The following is a 19,460-nucleotide window of genomic DNA, read 5'->3' on the forward strand; positions in this document are numbered from 1 at the left end:
CCTAACCATACTTAAGCTCAAGCGAAGGTAAGAAATGCAAACCGCTTAAAGCTGGTCTTAGTTGATAGGTTTAAACTAACAAGGTAGCCAAGCAACTAAGCGGGCAGCTAGCAGAGGTGCTTGTTGTATCTTAGCTTGAGCTTCTTAGTGGCGAAGGGAAGGGTTATGGCTTGGTCAATCACACGCACACAAGTGTTGGTTTCTATTGGATTGCTATTCAATGTGGTGGCTGCGCTAATGACCAACTTTTATATCGACCGAGTCAGCCAAGACGCTCACAAATTGGTACAGCAACAAACCGCCAACGATAATTTAATTCGACAAACTTGGTTGCAAATAGATGCCTTAGAACGCAAACGAGAGCTTATTTTAAGTTTACTCACCAGTGCTGCTCACAATCAGCAAACTATTCCGTCCCAAGTTCAAGCTTTGCTGCAAAACGATTTAAAATATTGGTTAGATATGGCATCGTTGCCCTCTCTTGATCTAGAGAACCTTCCGCAGCTAGATGAGCAAATCGCTAAAGCCCAAGATCAACAACGTAATCGAATTGATAATTGGTATTTGCAAAATCTCGATTTGATGGATGATTACACCGAGCAAATGGGCTGGATCTCTAGCCTACGTAACTTAGCTTTGTTTCTGCAAATTATTGGCTTGGCGCTAATTTTAGCCAGAGACTTAAGTAGGCATTAAGCCGTTAGTAGGGTAAAGGAGTACACCATGGCCGATGTAGGGCATCAAGAACAGCTAGATACTATCGATAAAATTAGCGTGAGCCTCTATCGTGTTGGTTGGCTATTGCTGTGTCTTAGTTTTGCTGCTGCGGCCTATCAAGCCTTGGTGCTTGGTGTAATGTGGCAGCCCTTGTGGTTATTGGCTGCAGCCATTGCATTACAAGCCTTTAATTTACACTTATATAGCAAAGCTATTCGTTATTTAGTGCAAGGGGCTGCGTGGCTGGGGCTATGGTTAGCAATGGCATTTTACTTGTGGCATTGGCCAGTGCTTTCTCATGCCGCGCTGGCTTGTTTCTACTTGGTGATAAGTGCCTTGGCATTTAAAGAGAGCTTTTGTTTTCAACTGGGCTGGCTTCGTTGGTTAGGCGCCTTGTTAATTGTTGACTACCTATTGCGTTTTAGCCCTTGGTTAAGCTTGCGTGGTTTGTTGTTATTGAGTATTGCAGCCTTGGCTATTTATATTGCTTACCAGAAATGTCGCCAGCCAATGCACTACGACATTGGCAAGCGGGAGAATTATCAGATTTAGCCAAATACAAACTTGAGCAAGTAAATGGCTAAACCAAACATCATTAAACCAATTAAGCTGTCGATAACTTGCTGGGCGCGCGGTTTGGCTAACCAAGGGGCTAATTTGGCTCCTAGTAGCGCTAAACCAAAGAACCATAAAAATGAAGCACTCACTCCGCCGGCGACAAATATCGGTCGCTGTTCCACACTAATGTTAGCGGCAAATCCACCCAAGATGACAATTGTATCGATGTAGACATGGGGGTTTAAAAAGGTAAAGGCGCAGCAGGCCAGAATAATCGCTTTTAGTTCATGTTTGGCTTCACCTTGCTCCAAGCTGCTCTCACCTTTCCAAGCGCGTTGTAAACACTGAAAGCCATACATCATCATAAAGCCGGCGCCTAGTATGCTAATGGTGTACAGCAACCAAGGGTAGGCGCTAAACAGTTTGGCGCCGCCCCACACCCCTAAACACATAAAAAACACATCGGCCAAAGAGCAAAAACTCGCCACTAACAAGTGATGGCGACGGCGAATGCCTTGGTTTAGTACAAACGCATTTTGCATACCGATGGGCATGATCAGAGTGGCCATTAAGCTAAGGCCGGTGAAGTAAGTCGCAATCATGAGTTAAGCTCGTTAAAAACAATGGCAGGACTATAACCATAAGAGCTGCTTTAATATATCTAATAATTTTAATGCTAAATAAGTTTTACTAATGAAGCTGGGTGATATTGATTATAAGTTGTTAAAAGCCTTGGACTCGGTGTTAACTGAGCAGAGTTTTGAGCGCGCCGCTCAACGTTTGCATCTTACCCAGTCGGCTATTTCTCAGCGGATTAAAGCACTAGAGAGCCAAGTGGGCCAACCGTTGTTAATTCGCTCTCAGCCGCTTATGCCTACAGAGTTAGGCCAGCAACTGCTGGGGCATTATCAGCGCGTGGTACAGCTAGAAACCGAGCTAGTTAATCAATTGAGCGAGGGGGAAACTCGGGTGCAGGCCTTGCCTTTAGCGGTAAATGCCGACAGCCTTGCTAGCTGGCTAATTCCGGCACTTACACCTATTTTGCAGCAGCAACGGGTAGAGATGAATTTATACGTGGAAGATGAATCGCGTACTTGGCAGCGGATGCGCAGTGGCGAAGTGCTGGCTTGCGTAACTAGCCATGCTACTCCCGTTGCTGGCAGTGATAGTCATTTTTTGGGCTACATGGAATATTTGTGTGTGGCTACACCTGATTTTGTGCAGCGATTTTTTCCAAAGGGAGTGAACAGAGACAGTTTAAGCCATGCACCGGGCATGTCGTTTGACCAGCACGATGATATGCATATTCAATTTTTGTTAGAGCATTTTTCTTTAAGTCCGGGGCAATACCCTTGCCATACAGTACGCTCTTCTGAAGCCTTTATGGAGCTGGCTTTAGCCAGTGGAGCCTATAGCCTTAACTCAAGCTTGCAAGTGGCTAAACATCTGGACGATGGCAGTTTAATTAACCTTACACCTAGCCTACAAGTTAGGGTGCCGTTGTACTGGCATCACTGGCAATTAGCAGGTAAGTTAATGAAACAACTGAGTGAGCAGATCCGCAGTTATACCCAAAATTGTCTGCCCCAGCAGTAACTTGCAGCCAGCCTACAGATTGAAAAGGAAAGCCGATGAAAATAGTAATTGCGCCCGATTCATTTAAAGAAAGCCTAAGCGCCATGGAAGCGGCCGAAATGATAGAACAGGGCTTCCAGCAAGTATTCCCCGATGCCGAATATTGCAAAGTCCCCTTGGCCGATGGCGGCGAAGGTACCGTACAAGCCATGGTTGATGCCACCAATGGGCAAATCATGCCAGTGTTGGCCGCCGGTCCAAGGGGTAATCCTGTAGAAGCCTTTTTTGGTGTATTAGGTGATAAACAAACCGCGGTGATTGAAATGGCCGCAGCCTCAGGTTTGCATCTTGTTGAACCAGCCTTGCGAGATCCGCGCAAAACCTCTAGTTATGGTACTGGCGAGCTGATTAGCGCTGCCTTAGATGCTGGGGCAACCAAGTTAATTATTGGTTTGGGTGGCAGCGCAACTAACGATGCTGGCGTAGGTATGTTGCAAGCCTTAGGTGCGCAGTTTTATGACAAATTTAACAAGCCTTTAAAACGTGGTGGTGCCGAGTTAATTGATTTAGAAAGCATTGATATCTCGGGCTTAGATCCACGCCTTGCCGACGTAGATATTGAAGTAGCCTGTGATGTAGACAATCCACTGTGTGGTGAACACGGTGCTAGTGCGGTGTTTGGCCCCCAAAAGGGCGCAACCCCCGAGATGATTCGTCAGCTTGATGCAGCTTTAGGCCGCTTTTCATCGGTAGTATTTAGCCAATTTGGCATTGATATTATGCATGTTGCTGGCAGTGGCGCTGCTGGTGGTATGGGCGCGGCCTTATTAGCTTTCATGCAGGCAGAATTACGCCCCGGTGTGCAAATTGTTACCGAAGCCGTGGACTTAGCGGCTAGTTTAGAAGGGGCGGATTTATTGATAACCGGTGAAGGGCGAATTGATAGCCAAACCATTGCCGGTAAAACCCCCTATGGCGCAGCGCAAATAGCCATGCAATTTGACGTGCCGGTGATTGCTTTAGCGGGGGCGATGTTGCCCGGTTATGAAGTGGTGCATGAACACGGCATTGATGCGGTATTTTCGGTAGTGCCTGGGCCTTGCGATCTTTCTCAAGCATTAAGCGAAGCCGAGCAAAACCTATTTGTCTCTGCTAAAAATGTGGCTGCTACCCTCAAACTTAGCCAACAAATGCTTGGCTAAGTGTTAAAAGTGACTACAATAACTGTATAAAATCACAGTTGTTGTAGTCCATTGCGTTTATATATTGCCGAAAAACCCAGCCTTGCCCGCGCCATCGCCGCGGTATTGCCTAAACCCCAACAAAAGCAGAATGGCTATATTCAGCTGGCCAATGGCGATTGCGTAACTTGGTGCATTGGTCACTTGTTGGAGCAAGCCGAACCAGAACATTACGACGCTAAATTTAAACAATGGCGCTTAGAACACTTACCTATTTTCCCCGACAAATGGCAGTGGAAAGCCAAATCTAAAACTGCCTCGCAGCTTAAAGCGATTAAAAGCTTAGTGAAACAAGCCAGCAGTATTGTGCATGCTGGTGATCCTGACCGTGAAGGCCAATTGCTGGTGGATTTAGTAATTGAACACTGCAAAGCCAAAGTGGCACTTAAACAGCAATGCCAGCGCTTGTTGATTAGTGATTTAAACCCAGCGGCAGTAAGTCGTGCCTTAAAACAGCTAAAATCCAATCAAGAGTTCTCAGCCCTTTCTACCTCTGCGTTGGCGCGCTCTCGCGCCGATTGGTTATATGGTATTAACCTAACTCGCGCATATACCCTAAAAGGCCAGCAGCAAGGTTACTCGGGAGTATTGTCGGTTGGGCGAGTACAAACCCCTATTTTGGGTTTAGTGGTACGGCGTGATCAAGAGATCGCCGAATTTGTTAGCCGACCCTATTACCAAGTAGAAGCCCATCTGCACACCGAGCAAGCAGAAGCTTTTACCGCGCTGTGGCAACCTAGCGAAGCTTGCCAGCCTTATCAAGATGATGAAGGGCGGGTGCTTAGCCGGCCTTTAGCTGAGCATGTGGTTAAACGGGTGAATCAGCAAGCGGGCTTGGTGCAATCACTTAAACAGCAAGATAAACAACAAGCGCCACCGCTGCCTTACAATTTATCCAGTTTGCAAATTGATGCAGCCAAGCGTTTTGCTTATAGCGCCAAACAAGTTTTGGATATATGCCAGGGTTTGTACGAGCGACATAACCTAATTACTTACCCTCGCTCCGACAGCCGTTATTTACCCAAGCAGCATCATGCCGAAGCGCCTAAGGTAGTGGCTGCTATTCAGGCTAATAGTCAGCACTTAGAAAAGGCCTGTGTAGACGCCGATTTAACAAAACGCAGCAAGGCTTGGAATGATGCCAAGGTTGACGCCCACCATGCGATTATTCCTACCGAAAAACGTTGTGCAGTGGCGAAATTAGGAGAGGCCGAACGCAATGTGTATCAGCTGATTGCCCGCCAATACCTACTGCAATTTTATCCGCATTATCAGTACGCCCATACCGAGGCCAATATTGTTATTGCCGATGGGCACTTTAAAGCCACCGCTAACCAGATTAAAGAGTTAGGTTGGAAGGCATTATTTCCCCAGAAAAAGTCGGCAGAAGACATGGCTACTCTGCCGCCGCTAAAGCAAGGACAAGTGCTGCAGTGTGTGGATGCCAAAGTGCTAGATAAACAAACCCATCCTCCTAAAGCCTTTACCGATGCCACCTTGCTAGCGGCTATGACCGGCATTGCTAAATACGTGCAAGATCCCAGCTTAAAAGCGGTGTTAAAAGATACCGATGGCTTAGGCACCGAAGCTACGCGAGCAGGCATTCTTGAACTGTTATTCAAGCGTGGTTTTTTACTGCGCCAAGCTAAACAAATTCATGCTAGTGATAGTGGCAAGGCATTAATCAATGCGCTGCCTGCATTGTGCACTTGGCCAGACATGACCGTCCACTGGGAAACCCAGCTTAATGCCATTAGTCAAAAAGCCCAAAGCTACCAAGGTTTTATGCAAGGCATGCAAGGCCAGCTGAGCCAATTGGTTGAGCAAAGTGCCAGTGTTAACGCACAGGCTTTTGCCGGTTTAGCCAAGCCTGCTGGTAAAAAGCCTTACCGCAAAAAACGCAGTACCAAGGCTTATAAAAAGGGTTCTCGTAGCAAAACTAACGCTAAATCTGCCACTTAGAGGCAGCTTTTTATATTGCTCAACGGTGAATCTCATCTAGGTTTGGAGCGCTTGGCAAGAAGCAATTTTGTTGAGAGTAGTTAGGGTCTGTTGATCTTTGCTGATGGTTTTTGCAGCAATTTATTAGCCATTTAGGCAAGGCAGTGAGTGTGCAGTTAAGTGGGCTTAATCATCACTCGCTAACGCTGAATAAATGGCTAAGAAATGCTGCCCGAAGGGTTCGGATAAGTGAACTTTACTCTTTGTTAAGCACTTCTTGCTTAGCCCACTAGGCTTCAAAGTGCTCGCCGCGATTAAAGCCCGCTTATCTCGAACAAAATTTCAACACCAAAGATCAACAGACCCTAATGAAAAACGCGCCTTTGGGCGCGTTTTTAGTTTCAAATGTAGAATTTTTTTGCCATTACATAGCCGCAGGGTATATGTAGCTAGCACCAAGTCCTAATGGTAAACCTAGTGCCCAATAAGCTAGTAGGAACAAGGTCCAGAATACAGCCAGAGCGATAGAGTATGGCAACATGGTTGCCACTAAAGTGCCGATCCCGGTACCTTTTACGTATTTCTGACAATACACCACCACTAATGGGAAGTAAGGCATTAAGGGAGTGATAATGTTAGAGCTAGAATCACCCACGCGGTAAGCGGCCTGCACTAAGTCTGGTGAGATGTTCATTTGCATTAGCATTGGCACTAGAACTGGCGAAATTAATGCCCATTTAGCTGATGAAGAGCCCACTGCTAAGTTAATTAAAACCACCAACACAATCATGCCTACAATGGTTGCGGGCGCGCCCATACCAATAGCTTGCAAGAAGTTGGCGCCCTTCACTGCCATAAGTACGCCAATGTTAGATTGGCCAAAGGCCCATACAAACATAGAGCAGAAGAAGGCCATAACAATGTAGTGGCCCATGGTTTCCATGGTTTTAGACATGGCTGCCACTACGTCGTCAGAGTTTTTGAAGCTCCCATTTAAGTAGCCAAATACCACGCCTGGGATCACAAAGAAGATGAAGATGAGAGGCACGATGATTTGCATCATGGGGGCGCTAAAGCTGGTGAGCGAACCGTTCGCGTCACGCAAGCTTGAACCTTCTCCCCATGCTGCTGCAACCAATAAGCCGATTAAGGCTAGCATTACCAAGCTTGCTACACGAAACGCGAAGGTTTCTTGCTTGCTGGTAGAATGCATGTCGGAAGCGACTTCTAGATCGCTGGATATCGGGCTATTTTTTTGTAGACGCGGTTCAACAATTTTATCGGTGATGTACCAAATGGTAGCCACAATCGGTAAACAAGAAGCAGAAGCAAAGAACCAGTTATTTAGCGGGTTAACCATCATGTCTGGATCTGACAATTGCGCCGAGCTTTGAGTAAAGCTTTGAAGTAAAGGATCTAAACCTGAAGGGATGAAGTTAGCACAAAAACCGCCAGATACACCGGCAAAGGCAGCGGTGATACCTGCAATAGGGTGGCGACCCATAGCGTGGAAAATTACCCCAGCTAACGGAATAACCACTACGTAACCTGCATCGGTAGCCACACTAGAAATAACGCCAATCAATACTACTGCGGGAGTAATCATTTTGGCTGGCGTTACTTTTAACATCGCTTTTAAGGCTGCATTAATGTAACCAGAGCGCTCAGCTACGCCCACCCCTAACACTGCAACCAGCACTACGCCTAATGGGGCGAAGCCGGTAAAGATTTTTACCATGCTGGTCATCCAAGTGGTAAGCCACTCGGCGCTAAGTAGGTTGTTAATAAAAATGGTTTCGCTATTGCGAGGATCAATTTCGCTGAAACTTATATAAGATAGGCCGGCTGAAAGTAGCCATACAAAAAACATCAATCCAAGGAATAACATTGCTGGATCGGGCAATTTGTTACCTACACGCTCAATCGTGTCTAAGAAGCGTGCGATACCACCCTTATTTGGGGCTGGCTCACTGGTAGTGGTAGAACTCATATATACCTCTAGGTTTTTCTAAACTCTCCGGTTTAGTTAGTTTTCGTTGTGATTAATCACCTAAAGTGACCAAAAAATAAACTCATCAAATCAGCATAGAGAATGAGGCTTCTATTTGCTTTGATTTAAGTTAATAAATCCTATTTTATACAAAATTGCAGTTTAATGCTTTGTTTAACTTGTTTTTGTTATTTTTTTTGTCTCGGTTTGTTCTGCAGGACAACTGTTTGCAGTCACTTTTTTGGTGTTGCTTATCCATCAATATAACCTTCTATCAGGGATTTAAACACTTGGTCACAAAACACAGAGGGGCATAAGCTGGCGCGTTATGTTTACTTAAAGATATAAAGCCTAGGACACCAACATGAACAATAGCTATTCGCCGCAACAGTTAGAACAAATTATTGCTTTGGCCTTACGCCAGCAACAAGACCAACAAAATTGTGTTAGTGAGTCTGAACTGTTTGATATTGCGGAGCAATCTGGATTGGATGCCAAACAAACCGAAGCTGCACTCAAGTTGTGGCAACAGCAGCAACAACAGCGACGCGCGCAATGGAAAAAACACTTAGCTTTTAAAATTCATGCCGGTAGTTTTATTTCGATTAGCTGCATGTTGTTTTTGATTGATTGGCTAACTGGAGGGGCATGGTGGTTTTTTTTGGCCAATGTTAGGCATGAGCATTGGTTTATTTAGTCATGGTTTAGGCTTATTAAAGGCTTGGCGAAAACTTGCTCAATCCACGCCCGCAGCAGGGTTTTCGTTTAAAAGTTGTCGCTTCTAGGCGACAAAGTAGAAAAAAATGAGGCTGTACAACCAAATTTGATATTTTTCTTAAGTTATTGACTAGGTTATGTTCAGCCTAGTCGCTGATTCGGTTAAGCTCCGCAATCCATTTACCAGTGGTAAGGTTTTACCAAGTAGAAAGCTTATTCATTGCTACAGTTTATACTAGGCACCAGTGAGCTATCGGAGTTAATAGATTGCTAGAGAAATTCAAAAATTTAGGATTGTTTCAGCCTTACAGCAAAGAAAAATATCAACAGCAACAAGAGCTGGCACTGCCGCAAAGCCTGCGCTTGGCTTATGTGGTGAGCACTGTGTACTTAATTCTTGGGCTTTCTCATCTTCTGATTATTGATGAGCCGTTTCAACGTTGGGTACTGGCAAGTATGGCTTTCGCTTCTAGCTTGACGATTTATTTGAGTACTCGTTATTTGCCCAACATTGTCAATCCGGCGACGACCGCTTTGCATTTGGTGGTGGTGGCATTAATGCTGGCGAACTCTTTAACCCACATGGCACTTACTAAGGACATTATTCAAAGTAGTACCTTGATGTTGGTCGTCGTGGCAATGGGGGGCTTTATGGTAGAACGTACCCTGTTACTTATGGCTTTATTGGTAGCTGCTGCTAGTTGGTCAACATTGGTAGTGCAAATGGAGCAAGACACTAACACGGTAGTACACTTTGCCTTTGGTTTAGGTATGAGCTCGATAGTATCGTTGATTTTGTTTAGTCACCGTGTGGGCGTATTTAATCAACTAATTAATCAACGTAAGCAGTTAAAATACATTGCCGAGGTCGATCAGTTGAGTTTGTGTTTGCGGCGCCACGCCTTTGATGAAAAAGCTGAAGCTTTGTTAGCTCAAAGTGGTCAACGCGCCTTTTCGGTTTTGTATTGCGATTTAGACTATTTTAAGTTGCTTAACGATAGTATGGGGCATGGGATGGGAGACCAAGCCTTAAAACGTTTTGGAAAACTGCTGAATGCTCTAGCAAAACCTCATGAATTGGTGGTAGGGCGAATGGGCGGAGAAGAGTTTGTATTGGCAGGTTACATGACTGAGCAGCAAGCCCGCAGTTTAGCGCAGAAAATTGTACAACAGCTGGAAGAGCTGCATATTGCCCATCCAGAATCCTTAAGTTCTATGTATCTTACCTGTAGCGTTGGAGTGGCCAGTTCGGCAATCGATCATGACTTTTCATCGCTGTGTAAGTACGCCGATAAAGCCTTATACATTGCCAAGCGCAGTGGTCGCAATCAATATCAAGTGCATAATCATTACCAGCTTCCGGAAGGCATGCAAATGCCCGCAGACGTACAGGTATAGTTGTTATTGCATGAACTTATCTATACTGCGAAGCATTTGCTGATAATAGGGGTTGTAACTTAAGCGCTGTAAATAGGGGTATTGCGCTAAGTTATACTCAGTTTTTTCACCTTTCACCACGCTCTTAGCTTGTTTACACTGGCGGTAGCTTGGCAGATCGGCTAAGTAATGGCTGCAATTGCGGTAGTGACCATTTTCCCCATAATGTGGGTTACTTGGTGCATTAATAGTAGCCGTATGGGCAACGTCTTTTACTGCTGAACAAGAGGCCGTGGTGCAACTTGGAAACTCTACCATTACCTTACTGTTAAGCGCTTTTGGAATACTGCTTTGTTCCCCATAATAAACGAGATGATTGGCAGACTTAGCTGCGCCAGTTTGTTTGCTTTGCCATTGGCCTAATAGTTCTAGGGTAGCAGCGGTGCTAATGGTTTGGTCGTGTTCGCTGGCAACAACTAGCAAGGGAATATTTGGAACCGTGTCGGTTTTTGCCAAGCGCTTGTTGATGCGTTTCATTAAGCCATGAACTTGAGCGCCAGCGTTGTAGGGAAAAGACTCGTATTTAGCAAAATCGATGTCCCCTTCTTTATCTAACCACGTGCTTAACCAGCTAACATATTTTGCCATCCATGCTACGTCGCTGCTGGCTTGCGAGGCAGGAGACCACAACATCACGCCTTTAATGGTTGATTGATTGTCTGGTTGTTCCAAAAGGTGGTTAAGAATTAGCGCTCCGCCAGTAGAGAATCCGCCTAGATAAACCTGCTGATAATCTTTTGCTGTGCGCTCAATGGCATAGTCAGCCGCTTGCTGCCATTGCTTATAAGTAACTTTGACTAAATCTGAAGGTGCAGTGCCATGCCCAGGAAGTAGCAGTGTTCTTACATCGTAACCTTGTTGGTAAAAATGCCAGGCTAAATCGTGAAAATGATAAGGTGAGTCGGTTAAGCCGTGAATGAGCAACACGGCTTTGCTGTTATCGGTGTGGCTAAGTTCAAAGGGGGCGATAAGCTGTAGCACTTTTGGCGTGCCTAACCACTGTTGTTGCTTGGCGAGTAACTGATAGCTTTGGCTAGAGAGCGGGCAGCTCATCATTGCCCGAGGGTTGCGTTGAGCAATCAGGTTCTGGGCATAATCTAAATAGGCTTGGTAGCTTTGCTCTTGAGAATAAGAAAAGGTAGCGGTTTTACTTGGAAGGGCTTGGCGATAGGGAGCTTGTTCAATGTATTGCTCAATTAACTGCTGCTGAGAATTAATGTTTACACAGTTTTCAGTGAAGCCTTGTGCCATGCTCAACGAGCTAATGCCCAAGCTTACAACCCCTAGCAATAAACTAGCGGGTTTGCGAAAAAGGTCGGTTAAACAAAGCATTACTCATCCTTAAATTGTGGTTCACCTTGGGTGATAGTGTTAAATAGTGTATGTCTATGCGCTGGCTTTAACTAGCCTAATTAGCATCCCGCTCCAGCTTTTCAAAAATTGAAATCTCCCAAGGCCGCAGCGCTAACAACATGCCGGTATGGCGGCGTTTATCTAAGGGTAACGAGGCATCTTGCTGGTTGAGCGTAGCGGCTTCTTTAGTTAGTTGATTAAGTTTGCGTAAAATAATCTCAATAGAGCTTTGTGAATAGTGCCCACGTAGGTAAAAGCGGAAGCTATCGTCGCCGTTAAAGCGTGAATTCATAAACTCGGCCAGTACAATTTGTTCCATGAAGCGCTCTAGCGGGCCATTCGGCAGCCAGCGAAAATCCTGAGCGATAAGTAGCTTATAGGCATTGTTTGGTAGCAGTTGGATCATTTTAAGTTTATCCAAGCGCGCCATTAAACGAATGCATTCATGTTCGCTTAAGTCGTAGCGCTGAATTATCTCATCGAAGGTCCAAGAATCCCGCACACATACCGCCACCAAAAACAGTTTATGGTCGTCGATAAGCTCTTGCTCTTGTTCACGTGTTAAATGGGTAAGTTTCTCTTTTTCTTGGTCTGCCAGTAGAAACAAGTCAATCAGGTTGAGTTCCACAATGTGGCACATTTCTTCTAAACGCTCTAAAGAGAAACTATTGGTAGAGAACATACGCTTTACGTTGGCTTCACTCATATTTAAGCGCTGAGCAACGTCTTTATAGGTTAAACCTTGTTGGCGAAAAACTTGTTTGAGGGTGTCGCGGATCTGCTTTAACTGGCTCATGGTATACAAATACTATACTTAGTGTTTATTCATAATAAACATAATACAGCGCCGTTTACACTGAATTTCCTGGACTTTATGGTTAATGCGAACTTAACCAGCAGGGAATTATTATGAAATTATGGAAATCAGTTTTTATCACCTCTCTCGCCCTTACTAGCTTGAATGCTGTAGCGGTTGGGTCTCTCGAGAACTTAAGTCAATCTGCAAAATATTCTGCATTGGCAGCTTCAGCTGGAGCAGCTGGTAGTGGTCAAGTTGCGGTTAGCGCGGTAGCTACTCCGGTTATGTTGGTAAGTGGTGGCGTAGCAGAAGTAAGTCGCGGTGTGGCCAGTGGTACGCAACATATTGCTGAAGAAGCCAATGTGCCAGTGCCTTTTGAAATTGGCGACGAAGTTATTGTTGGCGCTGCCCACTAATCTGCTGTTAATTGTTACAACAAAGGAATTATCAAATGAAATTATGGAAATCACTTTTAATCACCTCTATCGCCCTTACTAGCTTAAATGTTGTCGCTACCGAGTCGGGCCAGAACTTTAACCAATCAGCCAAGCATTCGGCCTTAGCGGGTTCCACAGGGCTAAAAGGCAGTGGTCAGGTAGCCGTAGCGGCGGTAACCATGCCAATAATGGTGGTAGGCAGCACGGCTGCTGTAGCTGGCAGTACAGGAGTGTCTGTCGCTGAAGATCTTAGTGGTCCAGTTGCTCTGCCAATTGCTGCACCTATGGCTTCAGTTGCAGTGGTAGGCAGTGGCGCAACGGTTAGCGCTGCGGTAGCGGCGGACTCAGTTGGTGCTCCTGTCCCGCTTGAAATTGGCGAGTTCATTCTTATCCGTTAATTCACTTTAGCCATTGTTAAAAAGGAGTTTTACTATGAAAGCGATTAAATTATTAATTTTAGCCTCTGCTATTTTATTTAATGTGGGTAGTTACGCTGGCAGCGCGCCAGCGGAAGATGCCAAGCATCAGCCAGAAGCCATTGCTAAGTTTTCTAAAGAAGTAGAAAAGTATGCTGCTAAACACCGAGCCAACGTATTCATTATTGGGCGAGTAGGTCGCCCGCAGGAAGATTTACCCAAAGGCGTGCAATTTACTCACACCGCCTTGGCTGTGTACTCAAACATTACACTCGACTCTGGCGAGACCACCAAAGGTTATGCAATTTATAACTTGTACCAAAACCAAGGGGATTTAGGCCACAGTAGCTTGGTCACCGATTATCCGGTGGACTTTTTCTGGGGAGCTCACAGCTTAAAAGCTGGCATTATTATTCCAAATAAAGAAGTACAAGCTGGCTTATTAGCGCTAGTAAACAATGGCGGTAATCATGTAGTACACAACCCAAATTACTCGGTATTGGCGAACCCATTCGACGGACAGTTTCAAAATTGTACTGAGCACACCTTGGATATGTTGAATGCCAGCATATTTGATACCACTGACCGAGAAGAGCTGAAGTGGTTGGCTAAATCAGACTTTAACCCACAGCCGATTAAGGTAAACCGTTTTAAGTTATTTATGGGTGGTTTGTTTTTAGACGAAGTAACCACCAAAGATCACGATGGTACGCCGCAAACAGCCACTTTTACTAGCATTGCGCGCTACTTAGATGAGAAGCAATTATTGGAGCACTCGGTAGTCCTTTATCAACATGATGCTTATAAGCCTTTACTTTAATTGATTGACCAAGATCTTAATAAATTCAATATGAGAACGAATATGAACCAAGTAGAAAAAGAATTAGGTTATATTAATCAATTGGATAGTAATTCTGCACCGTTAAACTTTAGGAATAATGACGATATGAAAGCGCAATCTTTAGCAAAACCAACCTCCGCCTTTATTGGTGCCTCATGGGCCGCGTTGATGCTAGGTGCAGGCGCTTATCTGATAGGTTTGTGGAATGCCGACATGCAGCTAAACGAAAAAGGGTACTACTTTACCTTGTTGTTATTTGGACTGTTTTCTTCGGTGTCTTTACAGAAATCGGTACGTGACAAGCTTGAAGGCATTAAAGTCACTGCGATTTACTACGGCCTAAGCTGGTTTTCATTAGCTGCAGCTGTTGCGCTATTAAGTATTGGCTTATTCAACGCAACGTTAGCCTTAAGTGAAAAGGGCTTCTATGCCATGGCTTACGCATTGTGTTTGTTTGCCGCCATTGCGGTACAAAAGAATACCCGCGACATGGCTTATTTTGCAGACGACGAACCAAGCAAAGCGCTTGAAGCTGAGTTAGAAGAGGAGCACTAGTTTTGAGTCACTGCTTTTAGGCGTTGTTTATTAAACCTTGAATTTGATGAACAGCGCTTAAGTCAGCATTATAGGCTTATGGACAACTTTCACTGCGAACCACGAGTAAAAACTATTGTTTGCTTAGCTGCCATTTAAAGGAATTACAATGAGCACTGCTTTTGCGCTAATGGCGCAATACAATCAAGTAATGAATCGCCAACTATATGCTTGCGCTGCTCAACTCAACGAGCAGCAACTAAAGCAGGATAGAAAAGCGTTTTTTGGCTCTATCTTTGCCACGCTAAACCATATTTTAGTGGGCGACACCTTGTGGTTACAGCGTTTTGCTAAGCATCCCAAAGGATTTAGTAGTTTAACGGACATAGCAGCATTACCTCGCCCTAAAGCCTTAAATGAGATTATCTACGAAGATTTCTCCAGCTTAGAGCAAGCAAGGGTTGCCGTGGACATGGCGATAATAGCTTTTGCAGAGCAACTAAGCCCCGAGTATTTGCAGCAGGGATTAAGTTACACAAATAGCAAAGGTGAGGTGCAGAAAAAGCCTTTTGAGTTGTTGGTGTTGCACTTTTTTAATCATCAAACCCATCACCGTGGTCAAGTCTCTACTTTGCTTAGTCAATGTGGAATCGACCTTGGCGTGACAGATTTACTATTGCAGATCCCTGATGCTTAAAAGCCTCTCAAGCTAGCTTAAGAGGCTTTGTATTAGAAGGCTTTGCGTTAACAGGCTTTGATTTACGCTACTTTAAAGTCGGCTGAGAGCAAATCTTCTGCTTTTGACGAAGGCCCTACAAATACTTTAAATGCACCTGGCTCTACCACTTTTTGTAGTTGCGCGTTGATTAAGGCTAAATCAGCAAAGGGCACGCTAAATTCCACTCGTTGCGTTTCTCCTGGTGCTAACTCTACTCGCTCAAAACCACGTAACTGTAACACTGGAACAGTGACCGAAGCGGCGCAGTCATGAATATATAACTGCGCAATTTCTACACCTGAGCGTTGGCTAATATTGCTGATGTTTACCGAAACTTTTAATGCCTCTCCTTGGCTTAGATCCTTGTTGGCGGCTAAGCAAGGTGTGCTAACGGCGAGATCGCTATAGCTAAACTCACTGTAGCTAATGCCTTCACCAAAACTAAATAGAGGCAACAAGGGCATATCAATATAACGCTCTTGGTTATTGGTGCGCTCCGATAGACGGGCGTGCCAGCCTTCATATTTGTTGTAGTAAACCGGCGATTGACCCACATGTTGCGGGAAGCTAATGGTGAGTTTACCGCTAGGGTTTAGTTCGCCAAATAGCAGTTCGCTAAGGGCTTGGCCGCCTTTCGCGCCAGGGTTAAAGGCACAAACAATGGCATCGGCGTGTTGTTTTACCCAGCCAATGGTAAGTGGTTTAGAGGCCATAAATACCACAACTAGCGGTTTGCCAGTGGCTTTAAGAGCTTCTAGCATCGCTTGTTGCTGACCACTTAAATCTAGATCGGCGCGGTCGTGAAATTCGCCATGCTGGCTAAGTGTATCGCCAACACAGGCAACGATGATGTCGCTGTTGTTGGCAGCGCTTACTGCACAGCTTATTTCTTCAAACTCAGCTTCGGCTGGTGCTGCACCGCGTACGTAGCTTAGTTCGCAACGTCCTGCATCAGCAGCAGCTTGTAAACCTTGGCGTAAGGTTATGGCGTCTTTTTGGTGGTAGCTATCATCGGCTGCGCCCGCTTGCATAGAGCCAAATGACCAATCACCCAGCTGCGCCACAACATCATCGGCGTTAGCGCCACATAATAAAATCTTAGGTTTAGAAGCATCTGACAGCGGCAAAATGCCGTTGTTTTGCAATAAGGTTAGCGATTGGCGGCTGGCTTCTAGTGCTTTGTGCCAGTGGTTTGGGTTACCTAATACTTGTGCTTTTTTACTGAGGTCGGTGTAACGAAAGTCGTCAAATAAGCCTAATTCAAATTTATACTTAAGAATACGCGATACCGCGTCGTCGATTAAGGCAATATCTAGCTCACCATCTTTAACTAGGTCGATGGTATGTTGATAAAATGACGGCGTGGTCATGATCATGTCATTACCCGACTCAACCGCGATTTTTGCAGCATGGCGTAGGTCTTCAGCTACCCGCTGTTTGTCGTGTAGTGAACCAATGTTATCCCAATCGGTAACAATAAAGCCGTCCATTCCCCACTGGTTTTTAGGCACTTCGCGCAGTAACCAACTGTTGGCACTACAAGGTACGCCGTCGATAGCCTGGTAACCCACCATTAATGTGGCAACGTTGGCTTCTTTTACCGCTTTTTCAAAAGGCGGCAAAAATAGTGAAAGAAGTTTGCGAGGTGAGACTTCTGCTTCATAAGCATCGCGGCCGCCAGTTGCTTCACCATAGGCAACATAGTGTTTGGCACAGGCCAAGATGGTATCGTGTGAGGCTAAGTTATCACCTTGGTAACCATACACTGCAGCAGCGGCCAGCTCTCCAATTAACCATGGATCTTCACCAAAGGTTTCATTTATGCGGCCCCAGCGGCTATCACGGCCTACACACAATACTGGTGAAAAGGTCCAATGCAGGCCACAGGCGCGGGTTTCTATTGCAGTAACATGTGCCATGCTTTGGCTTAATTGTTTACTCCAAGCACAAGACAATGCCAGTTGAGTAGGAAATACTGTACCGTTGTTCTCAAAACAATGGCCATGAATAGCATCAATACCAAAAATAAGCGGTATACCAAGGCGAGTATTGGCGGCGCGCTGTTGTAGCTCTTCAACCATTGTGCCAGTGCAGTGTAAATAACTGCCCACATTCCAGCTCTCAAGCTTGTCGAGGTTTTCTGGCATGTTGGCGGGCAATTGCAGCATTTGGCCCACTTTCTCTTCCACGCTCATTAGCGACAATAGGTTCTCTACTCGCTCGGCTACGCTGAGCGAAGGATTGGTGTAAGGCTGCGACATGCGTCTGATCCTTTGATTAACTTGTGGTTTATTCGGTGGCTCAGTGTTTAGCGCGTTGCTGTGCATCATCGCTTGCTGAGTATCCATATTATGTTGCTTATAGTAGTTAAATTAGCGGCTTATTCATCTCAAAGTAAGCGGTTTCATGAAAGTTGCTTGAGCTTTTGAGGGCTAGCTAACATTCGCGCCTATCAGCTGTTGTATTTCGTTAAAGCAACAACAGATTTAATAAGCGGAGATATTTTTAGATAAGTGCGGCAAATAAAAAAAGCGCGGTAAGTCGTTCAGAATGTCTGTTGGGTTAAATTATCAACCTGCAACATTTCCATAACAATTTTGGGGCTTTTAGTTGTAGGTGAGAATTGGTTAAATTATTTAAAATTCAATATCTTATGCTTGTTCTTCTCGATTTCATGTTTCAACGATTTCTGTCTATTTTGAAAAAACCTCAGTTTTTCTTGTGATCTTATTTGGTCTCTTTGGCGTTTTCCAAGCTGATACCACTACAGAGATACTTAAGGAAAAGAACATGAAACTTGCTAAATCTGGATTACTACTTGGTTCGGCCGTGTTACTTGCCGCTTGCGGTAGTGATGATGATCACGTTGAAACCCCAATGTCTTCAGTTCGTGTTACTCACGCTAGCGCTGATGCGCCATTGGTAGAAGTTAAAGCCAATGGTGAAACCTTTGCTGGTTTGAGCATGGTTGATTACCGTCAAGGCAGCGCTTGGGTGCCAGTAGCATCGGGTAGTTATGATATTAGTGTTGATGCCATACTACCGGGTGATAATGCTGAGGTGATAGCTGCAAACTTAGAGTTCTCGCCAGACATGCAATACGACATTATTGCGCTCAACTATGCGGCTTCTATCGAGCCTGTAGTGCTAAGCCGCAGCGGCGACGCGGTGGATGCAGCTAGCGTACGCCTCGATGTATTGCATGGTCACCCAGACGTTGGTGGGGTGGATATTTACTTGACCACTGCTGCTGATATTACTAACGAAGCCGCGGCAATTACTAACCTAGAATTTAAAGTTGATAGCGCAGATTTACCAGTAACCGTACCTGCCGATACCTACCGGATCCGTATTACCGGAACTGGAAGCAAAACAGTGGTATTTGATAGCGGCGAGGTGGAGCTAGCTGGTGGCAGCGATTTGATGTTAACGGCTGTGCCAAACAGCGACATGGGCTCGGTGTCGCCAGTAAATGTGTTGTTGGCCGATGGCAGTGCCGTATCTGTTGTACGAGACATGGGTGAGACTAGTCATATTCGTGTGGTTCATGCTGTAGATGATGCCCCAATGGTGGATGTATTGGCGAGCGGTGCTCAAGTGGCTGGATTCACAGGTATTGCCTTTAAAGAGTTTCGCAGTGGTGATTTACCTGCAGCCAGCTACGACTTAAGTGTTGCTGCCAGCGCAGACAACAGCTTAGTGGTAATTGATGCCCCAGGAGTGATGTTGGATGCGGGCGCCGAAACCAGTATCTATGCGGTAGGTAAACTAAACGCGGTTACTGATAGCACCATCGAACCATTGGTAATTAGTGAAGACTTACGCTCGGTAGCGCTTTACTCAAAAGTCCGTGTAGTGCATGCAAGTCCAACCGCAGGTGACTTAGGCCTTGTTGATATTCATGCATCTGCAGACGGTAACTTTAGCGCCGACACAGTAGTGCTGGCTGGTGTGGATTTCAAAGATAACGCTGTATTAAATGTGCCTGGCGGTACTTATACCTTCGCAGTGATCCTCGCTAGTGATATGACTTACTCGCCAGCGATTGAAACTATGGCTACCATTGAAAATGGTGGTGTTTACTCTGCTGTGGCAACTGATGATTTTACTGACCTGGTGTTAAATGTAGATACTATGGCACCATAAAAACATAGTTTTTAAGTAAAGAAAAAGGGCCGTAAGGCCC

At 45.3% G+C, this 19,460-nt stretch carries 18 protein-coding genes; 13 read left to right on the top strand and 5 right to left on the bottom strand.

Annotation, left to right across the window (positions count from 1 at the left end):
• Positions 1 to 165: 165 nt before the first annotated feature.
• On the top strand, positions 166 to 696 hold the full coding sequence (locus tag K5L93_RS11975; protein ID WP_220720056.1) for a hypothetical protein: 531 nt from the start codon (positions 166 to 168) through the stop codon (positions 694 to 696).
• Positions 697 to 723: 27 nt separating this feature from the next.
• Positions 724 to 1,269 (top strand): hypothetical protein, encoded by a 546-nt coding sequence (locus K5L93_RS11980; protein WP_220720057.1) that lies wholly within the window; start codon positions 724 to 726, stop codon positions 1,267 to 1,269.
• Here the strand turns inward: K5L93_RS11980 and K5L93_RS11985 are convergent.
• Complete coding sequence (locus K5L93_RS11985) at positions 1,266 to 1,877, bottom strand: LysE/ArgO family amino acid transporter (protein WP_220720058.1); 612 nt, start codon at positions 1,875 to 1,877, stop codon at positions 1,266 to 1,268. The two genes, K5L93_RS11980 and K5L93_RS11985, sit on opposite strands and share 4 nt — an antisense overlap.
• Positions 1,878 to 1,968: 91 nt before the next feature.
• On the opposite strand from K5L93_RS11985, the gene K5L93_RS11990 reads away from it, so the two are divergent.
• The 3 genes from K5L93_RS11990 to K5L93_RS12000 are packed head-to-tail and all read left to right on the top strand — an operon-like array spanning position 1,969 to position 6,053.
• The gene (locus K5L93_RS11990; RefSeq protein ID WP_220720059.1) at positions 1,969 to 2,871 is read left to right on the top strand and encodes a LysR family transcriptional regulator ArgP; all 903 of its coding nucleotides are present in this window, start codon (positions 1,969 to 1,971) and stop codon (positions 2,869 to 2,871) included.
• 35 nt (positions 2,872 to 2,906) lie between these two features.
• A complete protein-coding gene (locus K5L93_RS11995; RefSeq protein WP_220720060.1) occupies positions 2,907 to 4,052 on the top strand; it encodes a glycerate kinase in 1,146 nt (381 codons plus the stop codon).
• A 51-nt stretch (positions 4,053 to 4,103) separates the two neighbouring features.
• A complete protein-coding gene (locus K5L93_RS12000; protein ID WP_220720061.1) occupies positions 4,104 to 6,053 on the top strand; it encodes a DNA topoisomerase III in 1,950 nt (649 codons plus the stop codon).
• 403 nt (positions 6,054 to 6,456) lie between these two features.
• On the opposite strand, the gene K5L93_RS12005 is transcribed toward K5L93_RS12000, so the two are convergent.
• Positions 6,457 to 8,022, bottom strand: coding sequence for an AbgT family transporter (locus tag K5L93_RS12005; RefSeq protein WP_220720062.1), 1,566 nt, complete (start codon positions 8,020 to 8,022; stop codon positions 6,457 to 6,459).
• 364 nt (positions 8,023 to 8,386) lie between these two features.
• On the opposite strand from K5L93_RS12005, the gene K5L93_RS12010 reads away from it, so the two are divergent.
• Both K5L93_RS12010 and K5L93_RS12015 read left to right on the top strand, forming a co-directional pair.
• The gene (locus tag K5L93_RS12010) at positions 8,387 to 8,719 is read left to right on the top strand and encodes a hypothetical protein (RefSeq protein ID WP_220720063.1); all 333 of its coding nucleotides are present in this window, start codon (positions 8,387 to 8,389) and stop codon (positions 8,717 to 8,719) included.
• Between the two features lie 287 nt (positions 8,720 to 9,006).
• Positions 9,007 to 10,137, top strand: a complete 1,131-nt coding sequence (locus K5L93_RS12015; protein ID WP_220720064.1) for a GGDEF domain-containing protein — start codon at positions 9,007 to 9,009, stop codon at positions 10,135 to 10,137.
• Positions 10,138 to 10,140: 3 nt separating this feature from the next.
• Here the strand turns inward: K5L93_RS12015 and K5L93_RS12020 are convergent, their stop codons facing one another.
• Together K5L93_RS12020 and K5L93_RS12025 are read right to left on the bottom strand one after the other, a co-directional pair.
• A complete protein-coding gene (locus K5L93_RS12020; protein ID WP_220720065.1) occupies positions 10,141 to 11,508 on the bottom strand; it encodes an alpha/beta hydrolase in 1,368 nt (455 codons plus the stop codon).
• Positions 11,509 to 11,584: 76 nt separating this feature from the next.
• Positions 11,585 to 12,325 (bottom strand): helix-turn-helix domain-containing protein, encoded by a 741-nt coding sequence (locus K5L93_RS12025; protein WP_220720066.1) that lies wholly within the window; start codon positions 12,323 to 12,325, stop codon positions 11,585 to 11,587.
• Positions 12,326 to 12,438: 113 nt separating this feature from the next.
• On the opposite strand from K5L93_RS12025, the gene K5L93_RS12030 reads away from it, so the two are divergent.
• From K5L93_RS12030 to K5L93_RS12050, 5 genes are all read left to right on the top strand, one after another.
• Positions 12,439 to 12,744, top strand: coding sequence for a hypothetical protein (locus tag K5L93_RS12030; RefSeq protein WP_220720067.1), 306 nt, complete (start codon positions 12,439 to 12,441; stop codon positions 12,742 to 12,744).
• A gap of 35 nt (positions 12,745 to 12,779) precedes the next feature.
• Positions 12,780 to 13,163, top strand: coding sequence for a hypothetical protein (locus K5L93_RS12035; protein WP_220720068.1), 384 nt, complete (start codon positions 12,780 to 12,782; stop codon positions 13,161 to 13,163).
• A gap of 34 nt (positions 13,164 to 13,197) precedes the next feature.
• Entirely contained in the window at positions 13,198 to 14,001 is an 804-nt protein-coding gene (locus tag K5L93_RS12040) for a DUF2145 domain-containing protein (protein WP_220720069.1), read from the top strand.
• A gap of 126 nt (positions 14,002 to 14,127) precedes the next feature.
• The gene (yiaA, locus tag K5L93_RS12045) at positions 14,128 to 14,577 is read left to right on the top strand and encodes an inner membrane protein YiaA (RefSeq protein ID WP_246615118.1); all 450 of its coding nucleotides are present in this window, start codon (positions 14,128 to 14,130) and stop codon (positions 14,575 to 14,577) included.
• A gap of 148 nt (positions 14,578 to 14,725) precedes the next feature.
• A complete protein-coding gene (locus K5L93_RS12050) occupies positions 14,726 to 15,253 on the top strand; it encodes a DinB family protein (protein WP_220720071.1) in 528 nt (175 codons plus the stop codon).
• Positions 15,254 to 15,315: 62 nt separating this feature from the next.
• Here the strand turns inward: K5L93_RS12050 and K5L93_RS12055 are convergent, their stop codons facing one another.
• Positions 15,316 to 17,622 (bottom strand): glycoside hydrolase family 3 N-terminal domain-containing protein, encoded by a 2,307-nt coding sequence (locus K5L93_RS12055; protein ID WP_246615043.1) that lies wholly within the window; start codon positions 17,620 to 17,622, stop codon positions 15,316 to 15,318.
• 442 nt (positions 17,623 to 18,064) lie between these two features.
• Between K5L93_RS12055 and K5L93_RS12060 the strand changes: the two genes are divergently transcribed.
• Positions 18,065 to 19,420, top strand: a complete 1,356-nt coding sequence (locus K5L93_RS12060) for a DUF4397 domain-containing protein (RefSeq protein ID WP_220720072.1) — start codon at positions 18,065 to 18,067, stop codon at positions 19,418 to 19,420.
• Positions 19,421 to 19,460: the final 40 nt, after the last annotated feature.

This window comes from Agarivorans litoreus (assembly GCF_019649015.1).
Lineage (GTDB): Bacteria > Pseudomonadota > Gammaproteobacteria > Enterobacterales > Celerinatantimonadaceae > Agarivorans > Agarivorans litoreus.

What these genes read in the sequence shown, in the direction of transcription:
- K5L93_RS12025 (WP_220720066.1), bottom strand. Translation starts at nt 12,325, where the DNA reads ATGAGCCAGTTAAAGCAGATCCGCGACACCCTCAAACAAGTTTTTCGC.
- K5L93_RS11980 (WP_220720057.1), top strand. Translation starts at nt 724, where the DNA reads ATGGCCGATGTAGGGCATCAAGAACAGCTAGATACTATCGATAAAATT.
- K5L93_RS12035 (WP_220720068.1), top strand. Translation starts at nt 12,780, where the DNA reads ATGAAATTATGGAAATCACTTTTAATCACCTCTATCGCCCTTACTAGC.
- K5L93_RS12060 (WP_220720072.1), top strand. Translation starts at nt 18,065, where the DNA reads ATGAAACTTGCTAAATCTGGATTACTACTTGGTTCGGCCGTGTTACTT.
- K5L93_RS12040 (WP_220720069.1), top strand. Translation starts at nt 13,198, where the DNA reads ATGAAAGCGATTAAATTATTAATTTTAGCCTCTGCTATTTTATTTAAT.
- K5L93_RS12010 (WP_220720063.1), top strand. Translation starts at nt 8,387, where the DNA reads ATGAACAATAGCTATTCGCCGCAACAGTTAGAACAAATTATTGCTTTG.
- K5L93_RS11975 (WP_220720056.1), top strand. Translation starts at nt 166, where the DNA reads ATGGCTTGGTCAATCACACGCACACAAGTGTTGGTTTCTATTGGATTG.
- K5L93_RS11985 (WP_220720058.1), bottom strand. Translation starts at nt 1,877, where the DNA reads ATGATTGCGACTTACTTCACCGGCCTTAGCTTAATGGCCACTCTGATC.
- yiaA (WP_246615118.1), top strand. Translation starts at nt 14,128, where the DNA reads ATGAAAGCGCAATCTTTAGCAAAACCAACCTCCGCCTTTATTGGTGCC.
- K5L93_RS12030 (WP_220720067.1), top strand. Translation starts at nt 12,439, where the DNA reads ATGAAATTATGGAAATCAGTTTTTATCACCTCTCTCGCCCTTACTAGC.
- K5L93_RS12050 (WP_220720071.1), top strand. Translation starts at nt 14,726, where the DNA reads ATGAGCACTGCTTTTGCGCTAATGGCGCAATACAATCAAGTAATGAAT.
- K5L93_RS11995 (WP_220720060.1), top strand. Translation starts at nt 2,907, where the DNA reads ATGAAAATAGTAATTGCGCCCGATTCATTTAAAGAAAGCCTAAGCGCC.
- K5L93_RS12005 (WP_220720062.1), bottom strand. Translation starts at nt 8,022, where the DNA reads ATGAGTTCTACCACTACCAGTGAGCCAGCCCCAAATAAGGGTGGTATC.
- K5L93_RS11990 (WP_220720059.1), top strand. Translation starts at nt 1,969, where the DNA reads ATGAAGCTGGGTGATATTGATTATAAGTTGTTAAAAGCCTTGGACTCG.
- K5L93_RS12055 (WP_246615043.1), bottom strand. Translation starts at nt 17,622, where the DNA reads ATGGATACTCAGCAAGCGATGATGCACAGCAACGCGCTAAACACTGAG.
- K5L93_RS12020 (WP_220720065.1), bottom strand. Translation starts at nt 11,508, where the DNA reads ATGCTTTGTTTAACCGACCTTTTTCGCAAACCCGCTAGTTTATTGCTA.